The organism is Streptomyces sp. RGM 3693 (assembly GCF_050471125.1).
Classification (GTDB): domain Bacteria; phylum Actinomycetota; class Actinomycetes; order Streptomycetales; family Streptomycetaceae; genus Streptomyces.
The window spans coordinates 67,202-88,037 of the sequence record NZ_JBMPPQ010000003.1; the positions used below are offsets into that span (position 1 = coordinate 67,202).

The following is a 20,836-nucleotide window of genomic DNA, read 5'->3' on the forward strand; positions in this document are numbered from 1 at the left end:
ATCAGGGGCATGCTGCAGTACGAGGGGTCGGCGTCAGCGGTCGTCACACCGGTACGACGAATCGCCCGGTCGGCGGACGCGCCGCGGCCGTCAGACGAGCGACGATGCGAACCCGCCGTCGTTCAACAGCCATGGATATCACGGAGCTGCCCACGACCGCCGCGCCGGGCCTGGCTGAGAAGGCCGAGGCTCTGGCGGACACTGCGTGCGCGTTGCACGACGTCGCCGGCAGCCCAGCCAGATGGAGCGCCACGGCGGCCGAGGACGTCGTCGAAGCGATGGAGATCACCGCGCTCGCCCTGGGTGGCGCGCACCCTGCCGCTGCCGCCGCGGCGCTCCCTCTCCTCCAGGACCTGGCTCGGCTCCGCCAGAGCCTGGCTCTCCCACCGAGCGACTGGCCCGAACCGGCCCTCGAAGACGAAGGCGAGGCCGTCGCACCACCGGTCCCGATCAGCCGGGGCCGCGCCCGTCGCGGCCTCGGCCCCGGGTACAAGGGGCTGCGCATCCCTCCGGACCGCGCTGCGCCAGGGGCGTAGCCGAGTCAGGGCAGACGACCGACTGTCACCGGATCGTTGACAGCAGACAAAGTGTGCAACAGGACAGCTGCGGCGGCTGGACCGCGAACGCCGCGCCCTGGACGTGCACAGGGCGCGGTACGGGCGAGGCCGTACGGCCCGACGGCCACGGGCCGCCCTCCTGACGGTCCCCGCAGGCAGATATCCGCGCCAGGGGTGCGGATACCCCACTGGTTACCCCGCTGGATACCCGAATTGACCTGCGGCTTTTCCCTTTTGGGGCAAGCAGTTTGGTAAGGGGTGCTGAGCAGAGTTCACGGCAGTCGATCCGAAAGGAGCCTGCCGTGGATGCCGTACAGCCGACGTTGGTCACACGTCTGAATGCCGAGTGGGAGTGGCTGTGCGCCGACCGCGGCAACTGCGATCGGGTGCGGTCTTGGATGCTCGGCGCCGGTGTGCTGGACGAGGACCAGGCCCCCGCTGATCTGGGTGAGCTGTGCGCTCTTCTGCGGAAGGGCGCTAGGCGTGACGAACCGGGGTTCATCGACGCCTGGATGGGTGTCCTGCTGCACCGAGTGAGCGCCGGCGACAGGCGGGATTCAGAACTGGCCGCCCGCGTGCTGGTCCAGGCGATGCTCCCGCATGCCTGCCGCGTACTGCGCGGCTGTGTGCGCAGCGGCGAGGACATCGAGGACGTGGCGCAGGTGGTGATCGCCTCCCTGTGGGAGGTGGTACGCACCTTCCCGATTGCGCGGCGTCCTCGGAAGGTCGCGGCAGGTCTGCGGCTGGAGTTGTGGCATCGCGTCTCGCGTGAGCTCAAGCGGGAGCTGGCGCCCTCTGAGCACCTGGATGAGACGTGGGCGGCGGCACTTCCGGGTGGTGTCGAGCCAGCGGACGCTGTCGAGCCGGTGCTGCTGGCGCGGGCCGCCGAGGCGGCCGGCCTTCAGACAGCTGTGAGTCCGGTAGAGGAGCTGGAGGGGGCCCGCGGCGAAATGGTGGCGCTCCTGGTGTGGGCGCTGGAGCGCGAGGTGCTCACCACGGAGGCAGCATCCGGGATCTGCGATCACTACCGCGAGGGCGCACCGCAGGATGCCGCGACGGCGTCGGCGTCGGCGTCGGGGGTGAGCCCGGTGGCGCTGCGTCGTCGGCGCAGCCGGGCAGTGGCGCGGCTACGGCAGGCGGCGCCGCAGTGGGTCGAGGCGGCGTGAGCAGCCGTCAGAACTTTTTCGGGTGCTGGTGTCACATCAGGCCCGATTCCGCTCCCTTCTCTGTGTGTGCGGGGGGATTCCGCGCACCGAACGCAGCGGAGGGAGCCGTCGTGAACGAGGGGTTGGGACATGAGGGAGAAGCGGTGGAGCTGAAGGCAGAGGAGTTGCGGCTGGTGGCGATTCGCCGGCGGGCGACGCAGCTGGCGGTCGCGTTGGTGACGGAGCCGTTCTCGGCCGACACCCACGCGCAGCTGCGGTCGTACGTGCGGGACGCCGATGAAGCGCAGGTGCTCGTGCGGGAGGTGCTGGCGCTTCCGCCGGCGCGGCTGCGCGAGCGGATCGCCGAGCTGACCCGGTCCAAGAGCGTGCAGGGCGAGGTGACGGCGTGAGGGCGACGTTGGGCCCTGCGGGCTACGGCAAGAGCCAGGCCCTGAAGGCGGCAGTCATGAACCAGGTGGCGGCTGCTCGCCGCGACGGTCGGCGCATCTGGGTTCTGGACCCGATGGGTACCTGGGGGCATCTGCTCCGGAAGGGGCCGCAGTCATGAAGTGGCGCCGTAAGGAAGCGCAGACCCCGCCGGTGGAGGAGTCCGCCCAGCCGGACACCGGGTGGGCCACCACGTCGCTGTCGACGGGCGCCATGGCGAGCTGGACGGCCGTGGTGCGGTGGAGCGCCTGGGGTTTGCTGCTGGCAGGTCCGCTGCTGGGCGGCTGGGCCCTGGCCTCGGCGACGACTCCGGGGGCCGTGCCCACGAGCGCGGAAGCGCCGCGGGCGCAGCCGGCGTCGTCGGATGCGGTGGCACCGGCTGGCTTTGCCGAGATGTACGTCGCCGCATACGTGAAGGCCGGCGGCAGTGACGCGGACGCGGAGGAGCTCGCGACGCTCTACCCGGCGGCGCGTTCGATCTCGTGGTCGGCGCAGGGCGGGTCGGAGCGCGCGGAGTCGGCGTCAGCGGTCCAGGTGCGGCAGATCTCGGCCGGCTACTGGTCGGTGACGGTGGCCACGCGGATCACCAGTTCGTCGAAGGACTCCGACAGCGGCCACGTCCGGTACTTCCAGGTACCGGTGAAGGCCACCGGCGGCCGCGGGACCTCGGGTTGGACGGCCGCGGCGCTGCCTGCCGAGGTCGCAGCCCCGACCGGCTCCAAGGAAGCAGCTCCCGAGCTGTCGTACGGCGCAGCGCACGCGCCGCTGACTTCCGATCCGGCGGTGCAGACGGTCCAGGGCTTCCTGGCGGCGTACCTGACGGGCCGTGGCGAGCTGGACCGCTACCTCTCCCCCGGCATCACGCTGCACGCGGTGCAGCCAGCTCCGTACACGGCGGTAACGCTCACACAGATCGCCGACCACGGCCACAGTCCGGCCGAAGGCGCCGAAGCCCAGACCCCGCCCGATGGTGTCCAGCGCCGGCTCCTGGTCGACGTCGAAGGCAACGGCAAGCACACGAGCAGCCGACCGATGACCTACGCAATCGAGCTGCGCGCCCGCGACGGCCGATGGGAAGTCGCCTCGCTCGAAGCCGCACCCGCCCTGGCGACGTCCCCCAACTCTTCAGATTCTTAAGAAAGGCAGGGCTCATGAACGGGCTCATGCAGATGGCAGGGGCCATCTCCGACGCCAACAGCCTCGTCTCCCAGCTCAAGAACTTCTTCCTTGTGGGCGTGCTGGGGCTGATGTATGTCGTCTCGATCGTCTTTGTGTGGGGGCAGACCAAGAGCGTGCTAAAGGCGGGAGTGGCGGCCATCGGTGGTGCGGTGGTCCTGGCCGTCGTCGTCAACATGACCGCGCTGCGGGACAAGATCGGCGAGGACATCAAGAACCCCTCCGGCGGCACAGCGGCCCCGGCCGCAGTCCGCACCGTCGACCACATCGGCCCGCAGGGCGGTGACCGGTGATGAGCGCCACCGCTGCTGCGCCGGAGCCGCTGATCGGCCGCTGCTACACCAAGGCCCGCCGACACCAGAACGTCATTGGCAACGCGCCCGGCGGGGGACGGATCTGGGGCGGCCCCTACACGTGGCCGCAGGTCATCGTGGCGGCAGCCACCCTGGCGGTGCTGCTGCTCACCGCCGGGCTGTGGGCACATCACGGCCTGCTCGATGCCTTGCCGTTGCTCGGTGTGCCCTACGCCCTGGCGCTGGTCGTGGGACGTGTGCACGTCGATGGTCGCAGCCCCTTTTCCGTGGCGGCCAGTGCTCTTGGCCTGGCGGTCAGCGGGTCGTCTGGCCGGATGGACGGTCGCCCTGTGCGTCGGCCCCGGCGTGGTGCGGCGGTCGGTGTTTGCACGCTGACTTGGCTGCCGGCGACACGGGCGGAAGCCGGCGCCCCCTCCGCCCAGCCGGTGCATGCCATTGCCGCATCGCACGCCTGGGAGACCGTCGCAGCCACCGACCGGCCGGTGGCCGGCGCGCCTGTGGTGCGGGTGACGTCGGGCGTGGGCGCGCTGCTCGCCGCCCGCGCTTCCGGTCGAACCACCACGAACACGAACGGGCGGGGGCAGTAATGCGGATTCCCGTCCGGCACGTCGCCGGAAATGTCATCTGGACCCGTCACGGCACCTGTTGGGCGCTGTGGCGGGTGGAGGGAAGCGGGCACGCCCAGTCCTCCCGCACTGTCAAGGAGCGGCGGCTACGCGCCCTGGAGTCGTTGGTCAAGCAGTTGCACGGCGAGTCGATGCTGCTCAGCCTGTGCCCGCAGGTCGACCCGGCCGCGGTGGTGCGCAAGATGACCGACGGCGTCGACCTGGCCGCGAGCGAGCGCTACGAGCAGCTGGCGACGCGGGTGTGGGACCAGCTGGAGCGCATGGAGCTGACTAGCCGCGCGGACTGGCTGGCCGTCTCGCTGTCTGCCGGCAGCAAGAAGCAGGCAGTCGGGGCGGCATTTGATGCGGCTCGCGCGGAGATGGCCTTGCAGCTGGGTCTGCTGCCTGCGCCAGTCGGCGCACGCGAAGAGGAGCGCCGGATCAAGCAGGCGAAGGCACTCGCCGGGACCTGGCCCTCCACGATCGCCCTGCGGCCCGCGACTGAGGCGGAAATCCTGTGGATCTACGGGCACAGCGCCCGGCGCGGAGTGCTGGAGCCTTTGCTGCCCGAACCGGAACAGAGCACCGGACGGAGCCGCGGCCGCGGAGCCGCTGCTCTGGGCGAGGTCATCCTCGCGGAGAGCGGCACCCCCACCGAGGCCGGTGAGGACGGGGACACACAGGGCAAGGGCCGGTTCGGTCGGCGCTGGTTGCAGGTTTCCACTGAGTGGGGCGACTCGTACCAGACGTTCATGTCGCTCGCGGAGATGCCCAAGCGGTTCGTTTTCCCCGGCTCCGAATACCTCGCCGCGCTGGACGAGTTCGCGTTTCCGGTGGACTGGGTGATGCGCCTCAAGGTCACCCCCGGTGCCGTCGCCAACAGGAGGGCCGGCCGGCAGGCCGATGAGCTGGCAAACCAGCCCGGTGAGTACGAGGGGGAGGTCTCCGGTGTGCCGTCGCACGTGTACGAGGCCGCCGACGACATGGAGGACTTCCGCAGCGCCGTGACCCGCACGAAGACGGAAGTCGAGGTCCAAGCCATGGGCACGCTGTGCGTCTGGGGCGCCACCCCGGCCGAGGCCGAGGCCCGCGCCGCCGACCTGAACACCCACTTCGCGGAGAACGACTACACCTTCATCCGCCCCCTCGGCGAGCAGGAGCGGCTGTTCTACGGCATGCTGCCCGGCGCCCGCACACCGAAGGTCATGGCCTCCTACGCGCAGGTGTTGATCGCGCGGGACTTCGCGATGGCCGGTGCCTTCGGTGGATCGGCGTTGGGCGACGCCAAGGGACCGCTCTACGGGCTGCAGCTGTCCGGCGGAGGCACCCGGCCGGTGCTGACGGATTGGTCGCTGGGCCCCCAGAAGTCCGCTTCCGCGTCTGCGGCGTTCATCGGTGAACTCGGCGGCGGCAAGAGCGTCGCGATGAAGACCGCCGTCTACAACATCCTCGCCGCCGGCCGGAAGGCAGGAAGGCCGGGCAGCCGGGGCCGAGCGGTCATCGTCGACCGCACCCCACAGCAGGAGTGGGCCCGCTACGCCAAGGCGTGCCCTGGCACCACCCAGGTCATCACGATCGACGACCAGGCGAAGGTCTCCCTCGACCCGCTGCGCACGATCCGCGACGCCGGCCAGGCGCAGCGCCATACGGAGTCGTTCTTGACGCTGCTGCTGGGCATCGGCCCCATGAGCGACCAGGGCATCGCGCTGTCGGAGGCGATCGAGGCAACACTGGCCGGGCCGGCGCCGTCCATGGCAGCGCTGATGGGCGAACTGCAGGCACGCGGCAAGCGCGATGCGACCTCGAACGCGGTAGCGCGCAAGCTTGCCGCGGTGGCCCGCAAGGACCTAGCCCGCACGATCTTCGACCCCGCCTTGCCGGTGGTGGATACCGCGCGGGCCGACTCGATCGTGTTCGCCACCGCCAACCTGGCGCTCCCCAAGGAACACGAGTTGGCGGCCGACCGGCTGTCGACGCTGGAGTTCGAGAAGACTTTCGGCCGGGCGGCGCTGTATCTCATCGCGGCGCTGTGCCGGGAAATTTGCTTCGCCAACCCCCGCGAGTTCTGCGTGGCGGTGTGGGACGAGTGCTGGTGGCTGACCTCCTCCCCCGAAGGCATGGCCCTGCTCCTTGAGCTGGTGCGCGACGGTCGCAAGCACAACGCCGGCTGCCTGGTCGGGTCGCACGACGGCGAGGACATCGGCCCGGAGGCATCTGCCACCGGGCAGGTCATCCGCGGGCTTTTCCCCAGGAAGTACCTGTTCCGGCAGACCGACGTCGCCCTCGCCAAGCGCGGCCTCGCCTTCCTCGACCTAGACCCTGACGATGCGGACCTGGTGGAGCTGGTCACCACCGGTCTGTCCCCCATGGACGTGGCTGACGAGGTCCGGGCCCTGCGTGCCGGTGAGTGCCTGCACCGGGATCTGTACGGGCGGATCGGTGGGATGCAGATCGTCATCCCGGCCGACCCCGAGGCGGAGGCCGCGATTCACTCCGACCCGGCGCTCGCGGCATGAGGTGGCTGCGCCTGGCCGGGCAGACGGCGTGGATAGGGCGGCGGGGTGCCTGGCGGCTGGTGCTGGTGCTGTGCACCGCGGCCGTTCTCACCACGGCGATGGCGGCGCACGCGGCCGCGGCCCCCGAGCCCCAGCCCTCCGTATCGACATCGACCAGTGCGCAGCCTTCCCCCTCCGGCTCCAAGACGCCCGGATCGCCGGACCAGAAGCCGGCGCCGGACGGGCGTGCGGGCGTGGCCTACAAGAACACCGAGCAGGGCAAGGCGGCCTCGAAGAAGGCTCAGCGGGAGGCGAAGGAGTCGCTGCGCAAGCTGCTGCACAGGATGGGCGTCGGCAAGGACGACCTCCTGGACTCCTTCCATGTCACTGATGAGCACGGCATCCCTGTCAGTGCGTTCAAGGTGGACTCCGAGAGCGGCGAGTGGTCCGACTGGGACCTGAAGGTCGAGGAGTGGCTGACCAGCTTGCTGTTCATGTGGACCAAGTGGCTGGTCGCCTTCGCCTGCTGGCTGCTGACCTGGGCCCTCGGCTTCAAGCTGGCCTCCCTGCTCCTCAAGCCGGCCCTGGCGGTGTCGGACTCTCTCTACAACAGCGTCCTGCTTCAACTCGGCTTGCCCGGCCTGTTCCTCGCCTTCAGCGGCACCGTCGCGGCGTGGCACGTCTTCTTCGGTGACCGCTCCCGCGGCTGGGGCGAACTCACCGCGTCCCTGCTGATCTCCGCGCTCGCGGTCACCAGCCTCGCCTCGCCGCCCCAGAGGCTGCTCGGCCCCGACGGCGCGGTGGGTAAGGCGCGTGACCTGGGGGTCGCCGTGGCTGCCATCGTCATGGGCCACGAGGACCCCACCGGACGTTCGACCGACGCGGTTGCCGGCATCACCACGCCGATCACCGACGAACTCGTCAACGCGTTCGTGGTGCAGCCCTCCCAGGTGCTCACCTATGGCCAGACGTTCACTGACGACACCAAGGACAAGTGCGCGTCGCAGTTCACGTCCTCCCGCATCACGACAGCGTTCATCAACCAGCAGGTCGCCCAGCAGACCAAGGCCATCAAGGACATGCCGGGAGCTGGGGACATCCTTCTGCCCGGAGTCGGCGGCAAGATCGAGGACGCCGTCAAGGACCAGGCCGCGCAGTGGGGAGTGGACACCTTCGGGCCGACTAAGCCCGACGCCAAATTCGAGAAGGCATGCGTCAGCGGAGACGCCAAGGAGGCGAAGAAAGCCTCCATGGACAAGCTCGCCGGAGCGTTCTTCATGCTCCTGGCAGCACTGCTGGTCTGCGTGCTCATCATCGGGCTCGCCGGCGGCTACCTGGCCGCCCAGGTATGGCTCGCCGCCGAGGCGATGTTGCTGCGCTGCGCGCTGATCGCCGGCACCCTGCCGGGGCCCGGCCGCGCGTGGCTGTGGTCGCGTGGAGCCGCGATTTTCCGCGGCCTGGCCCTGCTTGTCGGCCTCGTCTTGGGGCTTGGGGTGTTCGTCGTCGCGGTCACCGCCGTGGTCTCCGCGCCCGCGAAGGACATTCCCGGTGGCGTCGTCGTCCGCTTCGTCACCGTCGACATCCTGTGCGTGGGCGCGATCATCTTCCGCAAGCGCCTGGTTCGCAAGTCGCAGCAGATGGCCGCCCGGCTCAAGGCCCGCGTCGGAGCTTCCAAACTTGGGGGCGTGGCCGGCCCGTCCGACCTCGGCTCCAGTGGCGGCCGGCGCGGCACCCTGGGCAAGGTCGGCGGAGCCGCGCTGATGCTCGGCCTGATGGCCGCCACCGGCGGCACCGCCGGGGCGGTCGGAGGTGGCCTGGGCCGCGCTGGCAGCGCCCGCGCTCTCACCGGGCGCCTGGCCAAGGGCGCCGGAAGTCTCGCCCGTGGCGCCGAAAGGACGGTGCGTGCTGGAGCTCGAACCGGCATGCGGGCAGGGCGCTTCGGGCTGAAGGGGACTGTGGGGCTACCCGTTTACGGACCGCGGGCCGCACGGCGCGCAGCGGCAGCAGTGCAGGCCGTGCCCGGTCAGGTCGCCACCGCGGCCACCCAGCTCAAAGACCGCCTTGATGCCGCGCGCAATGTGTATGAGCCGCAGGTGCGGGACTTCGCCGACGAGTACTGGCGCGGCATCGGCGGTCGCTGGATCAGCAACCGCGTCCGTGCGCGCCGCGGCCTACCGACGCTGCCCTCCCGCCCTCCTGGCCGCTCGGCTCGCGCAACCACCGGCCCCGTGAGACGCCCTGCGCCGGGCCGGCCGCTCAACCCAACACCTGCCGTGTCACCGCGCCGTAGCCGTCGGCCGCAGATGGTGCCGCAGCGGCCGCTGACCCCGCCGGCATCCAGCCAGCAGGCGAGCCTGCAGCAGCGCCTCCACCGCATCCGCACCCGCGCCGCGGCCAACCGGCCCGTCCCCCCGCCCGCGCCGCCGCGCCGCCAGCCCCCGCCGCCACGGCCCACACGGCCCAGGAGGCGTCCGTGAAGAAGCCCGCCATCGCTACTGGCGTCGGCCTCGGCACAGCAGCGTTCGCCCTGATCGGCGTGTTGGTGCTGTTCATCGCCGCTGTCGCCAACGGCGTCGCCGGCCACCAGGAGGACCAGGACACAGTCGGGTCGCAGATATCGATGCAGGGCGGCCAAGTAGGCGACATCCCGCCGCAGATGCTCACGCTCTACCGGCAGGCGGCGCCCGCCACTTGTCAGGGGCTGGACTGGTCGGTGCTCGCCGCGATCGGGAAGGTCGAGACCGACCACGGCCGCCACCCCACCATGCGCTCGGACGCCGGCGCCGTCGGCCCGATGCAGTTCCTGCCGTCCACCTTCGAGGGCTACGCCTACCCGGTGCCGCCCGGCGGCGCTACCCCGCCCACGCCATGGGACCCCACCGACGCGGTGTATGCCGCGGCCCGGATGCTGTGCGCCAACGGCGCCAGAACCGGCACCAGCGACAGCCTCTACAAGGCGATCTACTCCTACAACCACGCCGACTGGTACGTGAACAAAGTCCTCGCCCAAGCCAAGGCGTACGCCACAGCTGGATCCGCCGACAATAGCGACGTAGGGGGTGACGGGGCCTCCAGCTCGATCGTCAAGGCCGCCCTCACCCAGCTCGGCGTCCCCTATGTGTGGGGCGGCGGCACCATCACCGGGCAATCCGGCGGAGGCTTCGACTGCTCCGGGCTGACGTCCTACGCGGTCTATCAAGGCACCGGCCACAAAGTGGTGTTGCCGCGCACCTCACAGGAACAGCGCCACGTCGGGACGTCCATCCCGCGCGACGAGATGCGGCCAGGCGACCTCGTCGTGTTCAACAAGCACAACTGGGGACACGTAGGGATCTACGCCGGCGGAAACCGCATGATCGATGCCCCCAAACCTGGCAAATCGGTCGAGATCATCAGTCTCGCCGGGTACTGGGAGCAGTACGCCTGGGACATCCGACGCGTCGCTTAGTACTCCAGCAGCGGTTCGTGTCCTGAGCTGTAGTTCATCGTTGACTGGGCATGGTGGGGATGACGGATGGTGCGGCCTGGGCCGCTGAGTTGGAGTCGGTGTTTGCTCGGGTGGCGGGTCGGTTCGCTCGGGCGGATCTGCGGTGGCGGATGCGGGACTACCTGCGTGGACTGCTGGCTCCGGTGGCCCGCAAGAACGGCTGGCAGCTGGCTGAATACGCAGGTCACCGTAGCCCGGACGGATTCCAGCGGCTTTTGAACTCGAGCGTCTGGGACGCGGATGAGATCCGTGACGATGTGCGGGACTACGTTGCCGGGAAGCTCGGCCCCGGCGGTGTGCTCATCCTTGACGACACCGGATTCATCAAGAAAGGCACCACGTCCGCGGGCGTGGGGCGGCAATACACCGGCACATCCGGAAAGATCGACAACTGCCAGATCGGAGTCTTCGCCGCCTACGCCACCGAGCATGGACGGGCCTTGGTGGACCGGGAGTTGTATCTCCCCAAAGCCTGGACGAGTGACCGGGAACGCTGCCGGGCGGCGAAGATCCCTGACGAGAGAGGGTTCGCAACCAAGGGCGAGCTTGCGAAGTCGATCGTGATCCGTACCTTGGCAGCGGGCCTGCCTGCCCAGTGGGTAACGGCGGACGAGGCCTACGGCCAGGAGTGGAAGTTCCGGCGCTTACTTGAGGAACTCGGTGTCGGCTATGTGGTCGCGGTGCCCAAGTCGCAGCAGGTCAAGTCCCTGGCGGGCTCCTGGAGGATCGACGAGCTCATCAGGCAGGCTCCGGAGGATGCCTGGCAGCGGCTCTCCTGCGGCAACGGTGCAAAAGGCCCGCGCCGTTACGACTGGGCGAGTGCCAGACTTCCGGCCATCAGCTTCTTCGACGGTGATGAGCCCACCCATCACCGCTGGGTCCTGGCCCGCCGAAGCCTGACCCGCCCGGACGAGATCGCCTACTACTTCGCCTACGCCCCAGTCGTCTGCACTGTCGCTGATCTGGCCCGGGTCGCCGGTATGCGTTGGACGATCGAGGAGTGCTTCCAGGCCGCGAAGAACGAATGCGGCCTGGACGAGTACGAAGTCCGCCGCTACGTGGGCTGGTACCGCCACGTCACCCTGGCCATGCTCGCCCACGCCTTTCTCGCCGGCCTCGCCGCCGACGCCTCAAAAGGGGCTGCAGAAACGACCCCACCAGCAGAACCATCCCACTCACCGTGGCGGAGATCCGCCGGCTCCTGGAACATCTCCTGCCCCACCGAACACCACACCGCCATCCACGAGATCACGCACTGACCTGGTCCCACTGGCGCAGACACCGCCAGGCAACCGCCCAACACTGCCACTACAAAAGAAGAAGCAGCTCAGGACACGAACCGCTGCTGGAGTATTAGGACGGGCACGGCAGACTTGTCCGGTCTGCGAGAACGAGTTCACCACGACGGTCGCCCGCCGCCGGACCTACTGCTCGGAAGAGTGCCGCAGCGCTGCCCGCACCAGCGACGACATCCGGGACCGGCGCGTCTGCCTGGTCTGCAACGGCCCCTTCGAGGCCCTGAAAACCACCCGCCAGATCTACTGTTCCCCGGCCTGCCGCAAAGACGCCGAGCGCCGCCGCAACCAGGCAAGAGACGAAGACCGCGCACGTCGTCTCGGTGAGACCACTTCTCTGCAGTCGTGGCTCGAGCTGCCTCCGCCGTCCAAACCTCTCAACCGGCCCCTCGCGCGTCAGCAAGTGGCCGCGGAACGTGACCCGCTGGAACCGACCGCGACCCGTAACTGTCCCCACTGCCAGCAGCCAGTCACCATCGTCGCGCTTCTCGGGACCCCCGAAGCCGCCCGCCCTTCCGTCCCCACCACCAGCCCCGACATTGTTCCGCTGCGAAGGACCCCGTAACCCTGCCACCTGACCGTCACTGATCACTGGGCTCGCCGGCCTGACGGCCGGCGAGCCCAGTAGCTTTGCCATCGACGAATGAACTCAGCGTCCCGGATCAAGCGGTCGACTTGGCGGCGATCCTGGTGCGCAGCGTGTCGCGGACGATGGGCCACTCATCTGCGAGCAGGCTGTAATACAGCGAGTCGCGGCGGGTGCCGTCCTGGCGCCGCATATGGCTACGCAGGGTCCCCTCATAGACCAGCCCCAAACGGGCCAGAGCATGCTGGGAACGGACATTCAGATTGTCAGTGCGTAGAGCGAGCCTGGCGAGGCGCAGGCCATCGAAGGCATGGCTGAACAGCAACAGCTTGCTCTCAGCGTTGTATGGGCCTCCCCAACAAGATCGATCGAACCAGGTCGCGCCGACTTCGGCGCGGCTCTCGTCCAGGTCAATGTCATACAGGCTGGTCGAACCGATCACTGTGTCGTCGTCACAACGTTGCACCGCGAAGCACCGCCGAGCCGGGTCCGCGAGCATCTGGCTCAGCAACTCGCGCATCTGCACCACAGACTCAGGACGAGGCCGTGGCATCCACCGCCATACCTCGGGGTCGGATGCAGCAGGGAAGAGATCTTCGGCATGGTCGGTGGATAACGGGACGAGGCGGACCTCACTACCGACGAGAGCGTTGGTGTTCACCGCGACACACTAGAACGAAGAGCCCACGAACTGCTTGCGAAGCAGAGCCACTCACGCTCTTCGCTCCCCACTCTCCCCACACACTTCAAGATTCTCCGAAGTGAGGCGAGGAGCACCTCCGGTCGTTTTCAAGAATCGCCATCACTGCTCCAATTCTTCGAGGTGCGACCTCTCACGAGCGTACGAGCAAGAACGGCCAACGGTGCATGGCTCGACTCGGTCGGCGCGCCATGCTCGTCCCTCGTCCGGCCCTCACCGGTGCAGTCGGCGGCCATACCGAGGCCGCTCTCCCAGCGACGGGAGAAAAAGTTGAGCCCGTGTGTCACATCGGGATGGATTCGACTCCCTTCTCTGTACGAGGCGGCAAGGTGTGCCGCCCGGCGAGGAGGCACAGATGAATTCGCACGGGGCGACGAGCCAGTGGGACCTGTGGTGACCGGCATCCTGCCGCGTACGTCGGAGGTGGGGCACTGGCTGTGGGTGCTGGTGGAGGCCGGTCTGGCGAGCTTGTGGTGGGTCGCTCTCGCTGCCCTTGCCGCTGTGGGTGTGTGGGTCGCGGCCGTGGTGTGGTGGCGCCATCAGGCGGTGCGCGAACTCGCCGGCCGTACGCGGGTGGAGCTGGTGCCGGCGGCTACGTTCGACCCGGAGCTGCTGGAGGTGGGACGTGTCGCGGGCCGGCTGGCCAGTGTGCGCTCGGCGAGCGGGACGCTGCCCCGGCGCGCAGCCGCGGTGCGCATACGGGTCGTGGCGGGTGAGGAGGGGCGCCTGCACTACTGGTGGGAGGGCCCGGAGCGCTCCGCTGGAGTGTTGCGGCAATCCGGCTACCGGCGGGTTGAAGTTGTCGCTCCGCGCCCCCGTTCCGAGCGCAGGTGGCGCATCCGGTTCGCTGATGCTGCGCCGCTGAAGCGGGGTGGATCGTGGTGAGCACCGTCAACCTGACCAAGCCCACCGCCATGGGCAGCAGCCTGGAGGGGCCGCGCTACGTGGCGCGTGCGGAGTTGGTGCTGGCCGGACCGGATCACCGCCCTTTGGGCAAGGCTGGGCTGGACCCCGACCCTCTGGAGCACGTGGCGGCCGTGTTCGCCTCGGTGCGTACCGAGGCTGGTGAAGAGGCCGAGCTCGTCGTCGACCTGGTCCCGGTGCCCGGCCGGAAGGTGGCACGGCGGCGCCGGGCATTGATGCGCCGCGCTACCCGGCGCGGGCCGTCCGCGTACGGCGAGCAGATCGGCGGGGGCGGCCACGCGGGCGGAGCGATGGAGGTCCTGCGCGATGGCCTGGGCGTCTCCGCCGGTGGAGGGGCCAAGCGGACGGCGCGGGTACCGCGGCAGAGTGACCTGTCCGAGGGGGTAGGGAAGTTCACTCCCGGTGCTGAGGTGTTCGCCGTCCAGGTGCTGGTTCGATGTGTGGCCCGGCATCCGCAGCAGGCGCAGGCTCGCCTGCATCAGATGCTGGCGGCGATGGAGGCGTTCAGCGGTGAGAACCGCTTCGTGCCGGTCGGCCCGAAGTGGGGCCCGTGGCGTCGGTATTCGAATACGTGGTGGCTGCGGGCTCGTTTCGACCGGCGTCTGGAGCGGGGGGACTTCGCGCCGACTCGGCGGCAGTGGGTGACGTGGCAGGAGATCGCCGGGCTGCTCAAGCCGCCCACCGCCCGCTGCGACGCACCCAATGTGGCCCGCTGCGGCGGTGTCGTTCCGCCGGCGCCGGCCGCGCTGCCGACGTGGACTGGTCAGCGCGATGTGCTGCCGCTGGGTCGGGTGACGGGCCCTGACGGCAACGAGCGGCTGGGGGGTGCCTACGCAGCTGATGTGCTCTTCGGTGCCTCCTACGGAAAGTCGGGGTTTGGGAAGACGGAAAAGGCGCTCGTGGAGTGCCTGGCCCGTGCCTATGCCGGCGACGGGGCCTGGTTCCTCGACCCGCACGGTGCTGCGTGGCAGCGGGCTCGCCCCTACCTCGCGCACCCCGCTGTCGCTGACCGTGTGTGGGAGATCAACCTGGCCCGCCCGGCTATGGACGACCGGATGGCGTGCTGGAATCTGCTGTCCATGGAGGGCCGGGAAGTCGAGGAGGTCCAGGACATTGTCGGCTCGGTGGTGGGGGCGATCGCCTCCGCCCATGCGTGGGGGGAGAACGCGACCCGGGCCAGGACGATCCTCTCCAGCGCGGCACGCACCCTCGCCCAGCTCTCGCACCACCTTGTGACCAGCGGGTATCCGGAGCTGCAGCCGACCGTGTTCCAGATCAAGACGCTGCTGGAGGACGAGGAGTGGCGTGAGGCGGTGCTTGCGGTCCTGGATCCAGCCGAGGCCGTCTTCTGGCGCAAGTCCTTCCCTCATCTGGAATCCTCCGCCGTCAACCCGGTAACCAATGCCCTCTACCGGCTCGATAACTCGTTGTCCCTCAAGGCGTTCCTGGGCTGTCCACGCTCGGCCTATGACGTGCGGCGGGCGATGGACGAGCGGCAGGTCGTCTTCGTGTGCCCGTCCGGCACTGGAGAGAGCGACGAGCTGGTCACCGCGCTGCTGCTGTTCGACCTGTTCCGGGCGGGTACCTCCCGCATCGACACCCCGGTCGAGGGCCTGGCGACGTTCTGGGCGTGGGCGGACGAGCTGACCGCGGTTGATGGAGCCTCGCACGGCCACATCGCCAAGATCTTGGAGCAACTGCGGAAGTTCGAGGTGCGCTTCATGGGGATGACGCAGATGGCGATGCGGCTGTCCAACGAGACGCGGGCCGCCCTCATGCAAAACCAGTCGCTGCTGTCGGCGACGGCCGCAGATTTCGACGAGGCAGGCTTCGTGGCCAAGCGTCTGCCGGGGATCGACGCGGAGACGGTGCTGGGCCTGGACACGTACGAGTACATCCAGTCGGTCATGCTCCGTGGCAAGCGCACCATGCCTTTCCGGGTCCGCGGTGTCCCGGTCGATGAGGTCTTCGCCGACTACCGCAACGAGGCGGGACTGCCGGCCCTGGAATCGGCGATCGACAAGAACCTGAACCGCCTCACAGTCGGCGAGATCCTCGCCACCCAGCGCGGCCTGGACGACGCGATCCTCGCCCACCTCACCACCGGCCGGACACCACCGCCGCGCGCATCCGGCCGCGGATCCGGCGACGTGGTCCGCACCCTCCGCCCCGTCTGACCTGCACCAGAAAGGATTCTGATGCCGCGCCCATGCTTCTTGGACCCCACGGAACGGGGCCTGTCTCAGCTGGGACAGGAGATCCTGCCCGTGCTCTACCGTCACCGGCTGCTGACCGCCGGCCAGCTCACTCAGCTCCTGCGCCCGGCGGCCACCTCCACCCGCTACGTGCGCCGGCAGTTGGAGGTGCTCCACGACCGCGGTCTGGTCGATGCGTCGATCCGCCGCGCCACCCGCGCCGGCGAACTCCTTTGGTACACGACCACGCTGGGCTGCGAGGTCGTCGAGAGCGGGGGTGAGCTCGCGCCGCGGGCCTACCGCGTGACGGAGGACGCAGCTGCCAGCCCTCTGCAGGAGCACACCCTGGCCGTCAACACCATGGGGCTGGCGTTCGTGCAGCACGCCCGGGGCCTGGACGACGAGTGCGGGCCGCTGGACTGGGACCCCGAAGTCGCCCACCGTGTCCGCGACGGCGACAGCCGCCTGGGCGACGAGGCGTTCCTGGTGCCCGACGCGGTCCTGCGCTACATCCACACCACCAGCACCGACGACGGCGGGCAGCAACGCATGTTGCTGACGTTCTTCTGCGAGATCGACCGCTCCACGATGAGCATCGCCCGCCTCGCCGCCAAGCTCCACTCCTACGCCCGCTACGCCCACTACATCCCCCAGCCGGCCCCCGGCCGCGGCCGCGCGAAGGCAGCGGCCGGGCACCGGCGAGAGGCATGGCGTGCCCGCTATCCGTCCTTCCCCAGGGTCCTGCTCGTGCTGGACGGAGCATCGGCGGGCCAGTTGGCGAGGCGGAGTGACGATCTACGAGCTCTGGCCGCAGCGGACGCGCGTCTGCAACCGGCTGCGGTGGACCTTCGGGCCGGGGTCACCACCCTCGATCAGCTGCAGCGGTACGGGCCGTTCGCGCCGATCGTCACGCCCGTCCTCGGTGATGCCGAACCGACCGATGTCCTGTTGCGTCCGTCTGCCGCTGCCGCCGCAGTGGCCTGACCTGGGAGAGGCATGTTCAGATTTCTTCGCCGTAAGCCGACCGAACCGTCGATAGCCGTCATCGACATCACCGCCTTCTCCAGCCGGCACAACGAGAACACGTGCGCCGATATCGCCGCCATCCCCAGCCCCATGGGGCCCCTGGTCAGCGAGATGATCGCCCTGCACACCCACACTCGGCACCTGGAGTGGCTCTCCGAACGCGAGAACTGCCCCGATGAATACCGGCTGCTGGCCCGTTCGATCGTGCGGCAGGTCATGGCCGGTTGGCGGCACCAAAGTGGCGGCCGCGGAACTATCGACGACCTCCTGACTGACGACGCCGGTGCGGGCCGTGGACCTGACCAGGAGGACCGCTCGTCGGTTTCCGGCCCGGTCTGCAGTAACCCTGATCTTCGAGCACCTGAACTGGCACAATCGGCGCCCCAACAAGGCACGGTTCCGTGGTGGTCGCAGGCAAGGGGGCAGTGGTGAGGAAGGCCGGATGGATCGTTCTCGGTGTGACGGTGGCGGGGCTGGTGACCGGGTGCGCCGGCGACCTGCCCGTAAAGCAGCGTCCCTCCGGCGGCAGCGCGCCCAAAGCCTCACACTCTCCCAAGCGTGACCTCCCCGAGGGCATGCACAAGCTCGGCGAGAGCGTAAGCACGGAGGCAAAGACCTGGACGCTGGCCCCGTCCACGCTGACGGAGGTGACGCCGACCGGTAGTGCCAAGGGTGTGCCCCACGGGTGGCGCGCAGCGAAGATGACCTGGAAGCTCACCAACAACGCCGGTGAGATCCAACCGCTGCTGGACCTCTTCCCCACCGTGCGGTACGGCTCGATGGGACGGCCGGCGGTCGCCTTCACCGACACCGGTATCGAGGGGATGCCCGACACCATCAGCGCTGATCCCCCACGGGTCAAGCCCGGAGGCGCATACACCGTGACCATGGGGATCGCGGTGCCGGCCGACGCGGCCGGAGGCCCGGTCACCATCACCACGCGCCCCAAGACACTGTTCGGCAACACTGGCGACGTCGCCTTCTTCGAGGGCCCGTTCCCCGGAGCCGCCGCCCGCAAGGGCGTTGCCCTCCGTCCCAGCCCGGCCCCGGAGAGCAAGAAGACTCTTGCCTTCGGTGAGTGGAACGCCGACCAGCAACTGTCGGTCGGCGACGTGCGTGCGGAGGGCACCGGCGACGACGGCCGCCCTGTGTATGGGGGAGACCTGACCATGTTCAACGACGCGTCAGATGCGTCCGGCCCGCCCTACACCCCCATGAAGACGACCGTGCGCGTGTACTACGGCGACCAGCTCAAGGAAGCCGACCTCGTCCAGGCCCTCGTCCCCGGCGCTGGCGAAACGGCCTTCATCGCACCGCAAAGGGCAGCCACCCACCACTTCCGTTTCTCCCTTCCGCAAGGGACGAAGCCGGGGACGGTGACGGTAGAGGTCACAGATCTGGGTACGGCGCTGGCGACCTTCGAAGGGAAGATCACCGATCGATCGTCGTGAAGCCCGAACCGGGCCTCGCCACAACGGCGTGCGCAGAAAAGCGGGTTACCGCTGCACCCTGATTTGCCGGAGATGCCGCGACCATCCGCAAAAACAGACTTCCTGGTTTGCAAAGTCAGGGGTAGGGTGCAATGTCCAGCCACTCCGATGGCGCAATACCGCCCCTGCGGTGAGTGACCAAGAACCACACCACAAAGTGACAACGTCACTGAAAATCTGGGACATCGCACCTTCGGGGAGGGAGACCTGATGGCTTCAGCACCAGCCAGGGACCACTACACAGGTCGGTTCAAGAACAGCGCACTCATGCTGTTTGTCGTCGGTTGTGCTGCGCTGACTGTCACCTCGTGCAGCGGCGGCTCAGGCGGTACCAATGCGGCGTCCACGCCCACCAAATCCGCGAACACGAAGCCGGCGCCGACAAAGAGCGCTGACCCCGAGTCGACCGCAAAGCAAGAAGTGCTCGCTGTCTACAACAACTACTGGGCCGAGCAGGTCAAGGCGTACGCCCAAGGCAGCGAGAAGGGCACCAATCTTCAGAAGTACGCCACCCTCGATGCCCTGGGGCGCTCGCGAACGGACCTCCTCAACCTGAGTGGCGCCGGCAACGCGATGAAAGGTGCACCGAAGCACGACGCCAAGGTGACCGCTCTGGGGCTCGACAAGAAGACGCCAGATGCGACCATCACTGACTGCCTCGACATCGGCCCGTGGCAGACGATTGACCGCAAGACGGGGAAGGTGCTGGCACTTTCCCACGGCAATCTCACGCGCTACATCACCGTTGTGTCAGCTGAGAAGTGGCCCAACGGATGGATGATCACCAAGGTGGAGCCGAAGGGCCGGAAATGCTAAGGCGCCTTGTGCCGTGCATGGCCGTCGCCGGGCTTTCGACCATGCTGATGTGCCCGACTGCGCTGGCAAGTGGCAAGTCAGACGATGAGTCTGGCGACGTCTGGGGCGGCTCGGGGTTTATTTACGTGCACGCCGGGGACGGACAGACTTCCCCAGGCTCTCCGGACAGTGGGCAATCAGGCTCTGCCAGCAAGCCGTCGTCGGAGGGTGAGGGGAAGAAGCCGACGAAATCCTGCACGGTGACCAAGCTGGATCCGCAGCCACCGGCCGAGAACTTGGCCTGGGAAGGCCACAAGCCGGGAGATGGGGCTCTCTATCAGCGGACGTGCGAAGGGGTGGCAGGCGCAGAGCAGGGTGTCATTTGGTCGAAGGGGACCCCACCAGCTGCCGCAGCAGTAGATCCCGTCGCCATCGCTCAGGATGCCATCAACAAGATGAAGTTGTCCGGGCCGGACATCGGCATCGTCCCGAAGCCGGGTAAGCAGGGTCTGGTCGGCCTGCCCGTGTGGATGTGGACCGCAAAGACGCCCGAGGCATACGGCCCCAATACGGCGTCCGCGACCGCAGGAGCGGTCACCGTCACCGCGACGGCGAAGGTGTCGCAGATCGTGTGGGACATGGGCGACGGCCACTCCGTCACGTGCACCACCGCCGGCACCCCGTACGACCCCTCCTATGGCAATCGCCAATCGCCGGACTGCGGCTACCTCTACCGGCAGTCCTCGAAGGACGAGCCCGGCCAGAAGTACGCGGTCGCTGCCACCTCGACCTGGGTGATCGAGTGGAACGGTGCCGGCCAGTCCGGCCAGCTCACCCAGACCCGCCAGTCCCAGACTCAGATCACCATCGGTCAGCTCAAGGTCCTCAACTAGGGCCAGCACATGGAAAGTCGGGCGCGATGAAGAACAGCACCTCCCAGATCCCTGCCCCCACCGCTGCGCCGATGCAGCCCGAGACTCCGATCGGGGCCGGCCCCGTCCCACGACGCCGCAAACGCTCGATGCTGGTGCTCGGCGTCCTCGTGACACTAGTCGGGGTGCTGGGTACCAGCATGCTGGTGCGCAGTGCCGGGGACCGGGTCGACGTGCTGGCCATCGCCCGTGATGTCCCGGCCGGTCAGGAGATCACCGCAGAGGATCTGACCACTGCCGCCCTGCCCAACGACCCTGCCCTCACCCCGGTGAAGGCGAGCGAGAAAGCAAGCGTGATCGGCCGGCGGGCGACCGCGCCGCTCCACCGCGGCGAGCTGCTGACCGACGGGCAGTTCCACGGCGGCAAGACGCTCCCCGCCGGCCAGGAGCTGGTCGCCGTGGAGGTGCAGCGCGGAGCCGCTCCCATCGACGCCCTCGCACCCGGCGACCAGGTAAAGATCATCGCCACGCAGGGCAAGGACGAGCAGGTCTCCAAGAAGGGGCCGGCACCGGAGGAGATCGACGCTCAGATCGTGAAGGTCGGTGCGCCCAACGCCTCGGGCGCAGTCGTCGTGCAGGTCTCGGTCGCCGGTACGGACAGCTCGCTTCTCGCTGCTCGGGCGGCGACGGGCCGGGTGGCGATCGTGCTCGCCTCGAAGGGCTGACG

The 20,836-nt window shown here is 68.8% G+C and carries 19 protein-coding genes; 18 read left to right on the forward strand and 1 reads right to left on the reverse strand.

The window, feature by feature from the left end; translation table 11 throughout:
- Positions 1-131 precede the first annotated feature (131 nt).
- The 10 genes from ACO0M4_RS28945 (at position 132) to ACO0M4_RS28990 (ending at position 11,485) form a co-directional block, all read left to right on the forward strand.
- Complete coding sequence (locus ACO0M4_RS28945) at positions 132-536, forward strand: hypothetical protein (RefSeq protein WP_430374036.1); 405 nt, start codon at positions 132-134, stop codon at positions 534-536.
- Between the two features lie 323 nt (positions 537-859).
- Positions 860-1,723, forward strand: coding sequence for an RNA polymerase sigma factor (locus ACO0M4_RS28950; protein WP_430374037.1), 864 nt, complete (start codon positions 860-862; stop codon positions 1,721-1,723).
- 143 nt (positions 1,724-1,866) lie between these two features.
- Positions 1,867-2,112 carry a hypothetical protein gene (locus tag ACO0M4_RS28955; RefSeq protein ID WP_430374038.1) on the forward strand — a complete coding sequence of 82 codons (246 nt, stop codon included), beginning with the start codon at positions 1,867-1,869 and terminating at the stop codon, positions 2,110-2,112.
- 154 nt (positions 2,113-2,266) lie between these two features.
- Positions 2,267-3,286: a conjugal transfer protein gene (locus tag ACO0M4_RS28960; RefSeq protein ID WP_430374039.1), complete on the forward strand. Its 1,020-nt coding sequence runs from the start codon at positions 2,267-2,269 to the stop codon at positions 3,284-3,286.
- A gap of 14 nt (positions 3,287-3,300) precedes the next feature.
- The gene (locus ACO0M4_RS28965; RefSeq protein WP_430374040.1) at positions 3,301-3,618 is read left to right on the forward strand and encodes a hypothetical protein; all 318 of its coding nucleotides are present in this window, start codon (positions 3,301-3,303) and stop codon (positions 3,616-3,618) included.
- Positions 3,618-4,226 (forward strand): hypothetical protein, encoded by a 609-nt coding sequence (locus tag ACO0M4_RS28970; RefSeq protein ID WP_430374041.1) that lies wholly within the window; start codon positions 3,618-3,620, stop codon positions 4,224-4,226. The genes ACO0M4_RS28965 and ACO0M4_RS28970 overlap by 1 nt, the downstream gene beginning before the upstream one ends.
- On the forward strand, positions 4,226-6,760 hold the full coding sequence (locus tag ACO0M4_RS28975) for an ATP-binding protein (protein ID WP_430374042.1): 2,535 nt from the start codon (positions 4,226-4,228) through the stop codon (positions 6,758-6,760). The genes ACO0M4_RS28970 and ACO0M4_RS28975 overlap by 1 nt, the downstream gene beginning before the upstream one ends.
- Positions 6,757-9,216, forward strand: coding sequence for a hypothetical protein (locus ACO0M4_RS28980; protein WP_430374043.1), 2,460 nt, complete (start codon positions 6,757-6,759; stop codon positions 9,214-9,216). Before ACO0M4_RS28975 ends, ACO0M4_RS28980 begins: the two co-directional genes overlap by 4 nt.
- Complete coding sequence (locus tag ACO0M4_RS28985) at positions 9,213-10,187, forward strand: NlpC/P60 family protein (protein WP_430374044.1); 975 nt, start codon at positions 9,213-9,215, stop codon at positions 10,185-10,187. Before ACO0M4_RS28980 ends, ACO0M4_RS28985 begins: the two co-directional genes overlap by 4 nt.
- Positions 10,188-10,246: 59 nt before the next feature.
- Positions 10,247-11,485 (forward strand): IS701 family transposase, encoded by a 1,239-nt coding sequence (locus tag ACO0M4_RS28990; RefSeq protein WP_430374045.1) that lies wholly within the window; start codon positions 10,247-10,249, stop codon positions 11,483-11,485.
- Positions 11,486-12,183: 698 nt separating this feature from the next.
- On the opposite strand, the gene ACO0M4_RS28995 is transcribed toward ACO0M4_RS28990, so the two are convergent.
- Positions 12,184-12,768, reverse strand: a complete 585-nt coding sequence (locus ACO0M4_RS28995) for a GNAT family N-acetyltransferase (protein ID WP_430374046.1) — start codon at positions 12,766-12,768, stop codon at positions 12,184-12,186.
- Between the two features lie 420 nt (positions 12,769-13,188).
- Between ACO0M4_RS28995 and ACO0M4_RS29000 the strand changes: the two genes are divergently transcribed.
- The 8 genes from ACO0M4_RS29000 (at position 13,189) to ACO0M4_RS29035 (ending at position 20,834) form a co-directional block, all read left to right on the forward strand.
- Positions 13,189-13,692: a hypothetical protein gene (locus ACO0M4_RS29000; RefSeq protein ID WP_430374047.1), complete on the forward strand. Its 504-nt coding sequence runs from the start codon at positions 13,189-13,191 to the stop codon at positions 13,690-13,692.
- On the forward strand, positions 13,689-15,908 hold the full coding sequence (locus tag ACO0M4_RS29005; RefSeq protein WP_430374048.1) for an ATP/GTP-binding protein: 2,220 nt from the start codon (positions 13,689-13,691) through the stop codon (positions 15,906-15,908). The genes ACO0M4_RS29000 and ACO0M4_RS29005 overlap by 4 nt, the downstream gene beginning before the upstream one ends.
- Before the next feature lie 90 nt (positions 15,909-15,998).
- Complete coding sequence (locus ACO0M4_RS29010) at positions 15,999-16,910, forward strand: replication-relaxation family protein (protein WP_430374049.1); 912 nt, start codon at positions 15,999-16,001, stop codon at positions 16,908-16,910.
- Between the two features lie 12 nt (positions 16,911-16,922).
- A complete protein-coding gene (locus ACO0M4_RS29015; RefSeq protein ID WP_430374050.1) occupies positions 16,923-17,384 on the forward strand; it encodes a hypothetical protein in 462 nt (153 codons plus the stop codon).
- Complete coding sequence (locus tag ACO0M4_RS29020) at positions 17,381-18,403, forward strand: hypothetical protein (RefSeq protein ID WP_430374051.1); 1,023 nt, start codon at positions 17,381-17,383, stop codon at positions 18,401-18,403. The genes ACO0M4_RS29015 and ACO0M4_RS29020 overlap by 4 nt, the downstream gene beginning before the upstream one ends.
- A 249-nt stretch (positions 18,404-18,652) precedes the next feature.
- The gene (locus ACO0M4_RS29025) at positions 18,653-19,258 is read left to right on the forward strand and encodes a hypothetical protein (protein WP_430374052.1); all 606 of its coding nucleotides are present in this window, start codon (positions 18,653-18,655) and stop codon (positions 19,256-19,258) included.
- A gap of 434 nt (positions 19,259-19,692) precedes the next feature.
- Positions 19,693-20,130, forward strand: coding sequence for an ATP/GTP-binding protein (locus ACO0M4_RS29030; RefSeq protein ID WP_430374053.1), 438 nt, complete (start codon positions 19,693-19,695; stop codon positions 20,128-20,130).
- Positions 20,131-20,156: 26 nt separating this feature from the next.
- Complete coding sequence (locus ACO0M4_RS29035) at positions 20,157-20,834, forward strand: SAF domain-containing protein (RefSeq protein ID WP_430374054.1); 678 nt, start codon at positions 20,157-20,159, stop codon at positions 20,832-20,834.
- Positions 20,835-20,836: the final 2 nt, after the last annotated feature.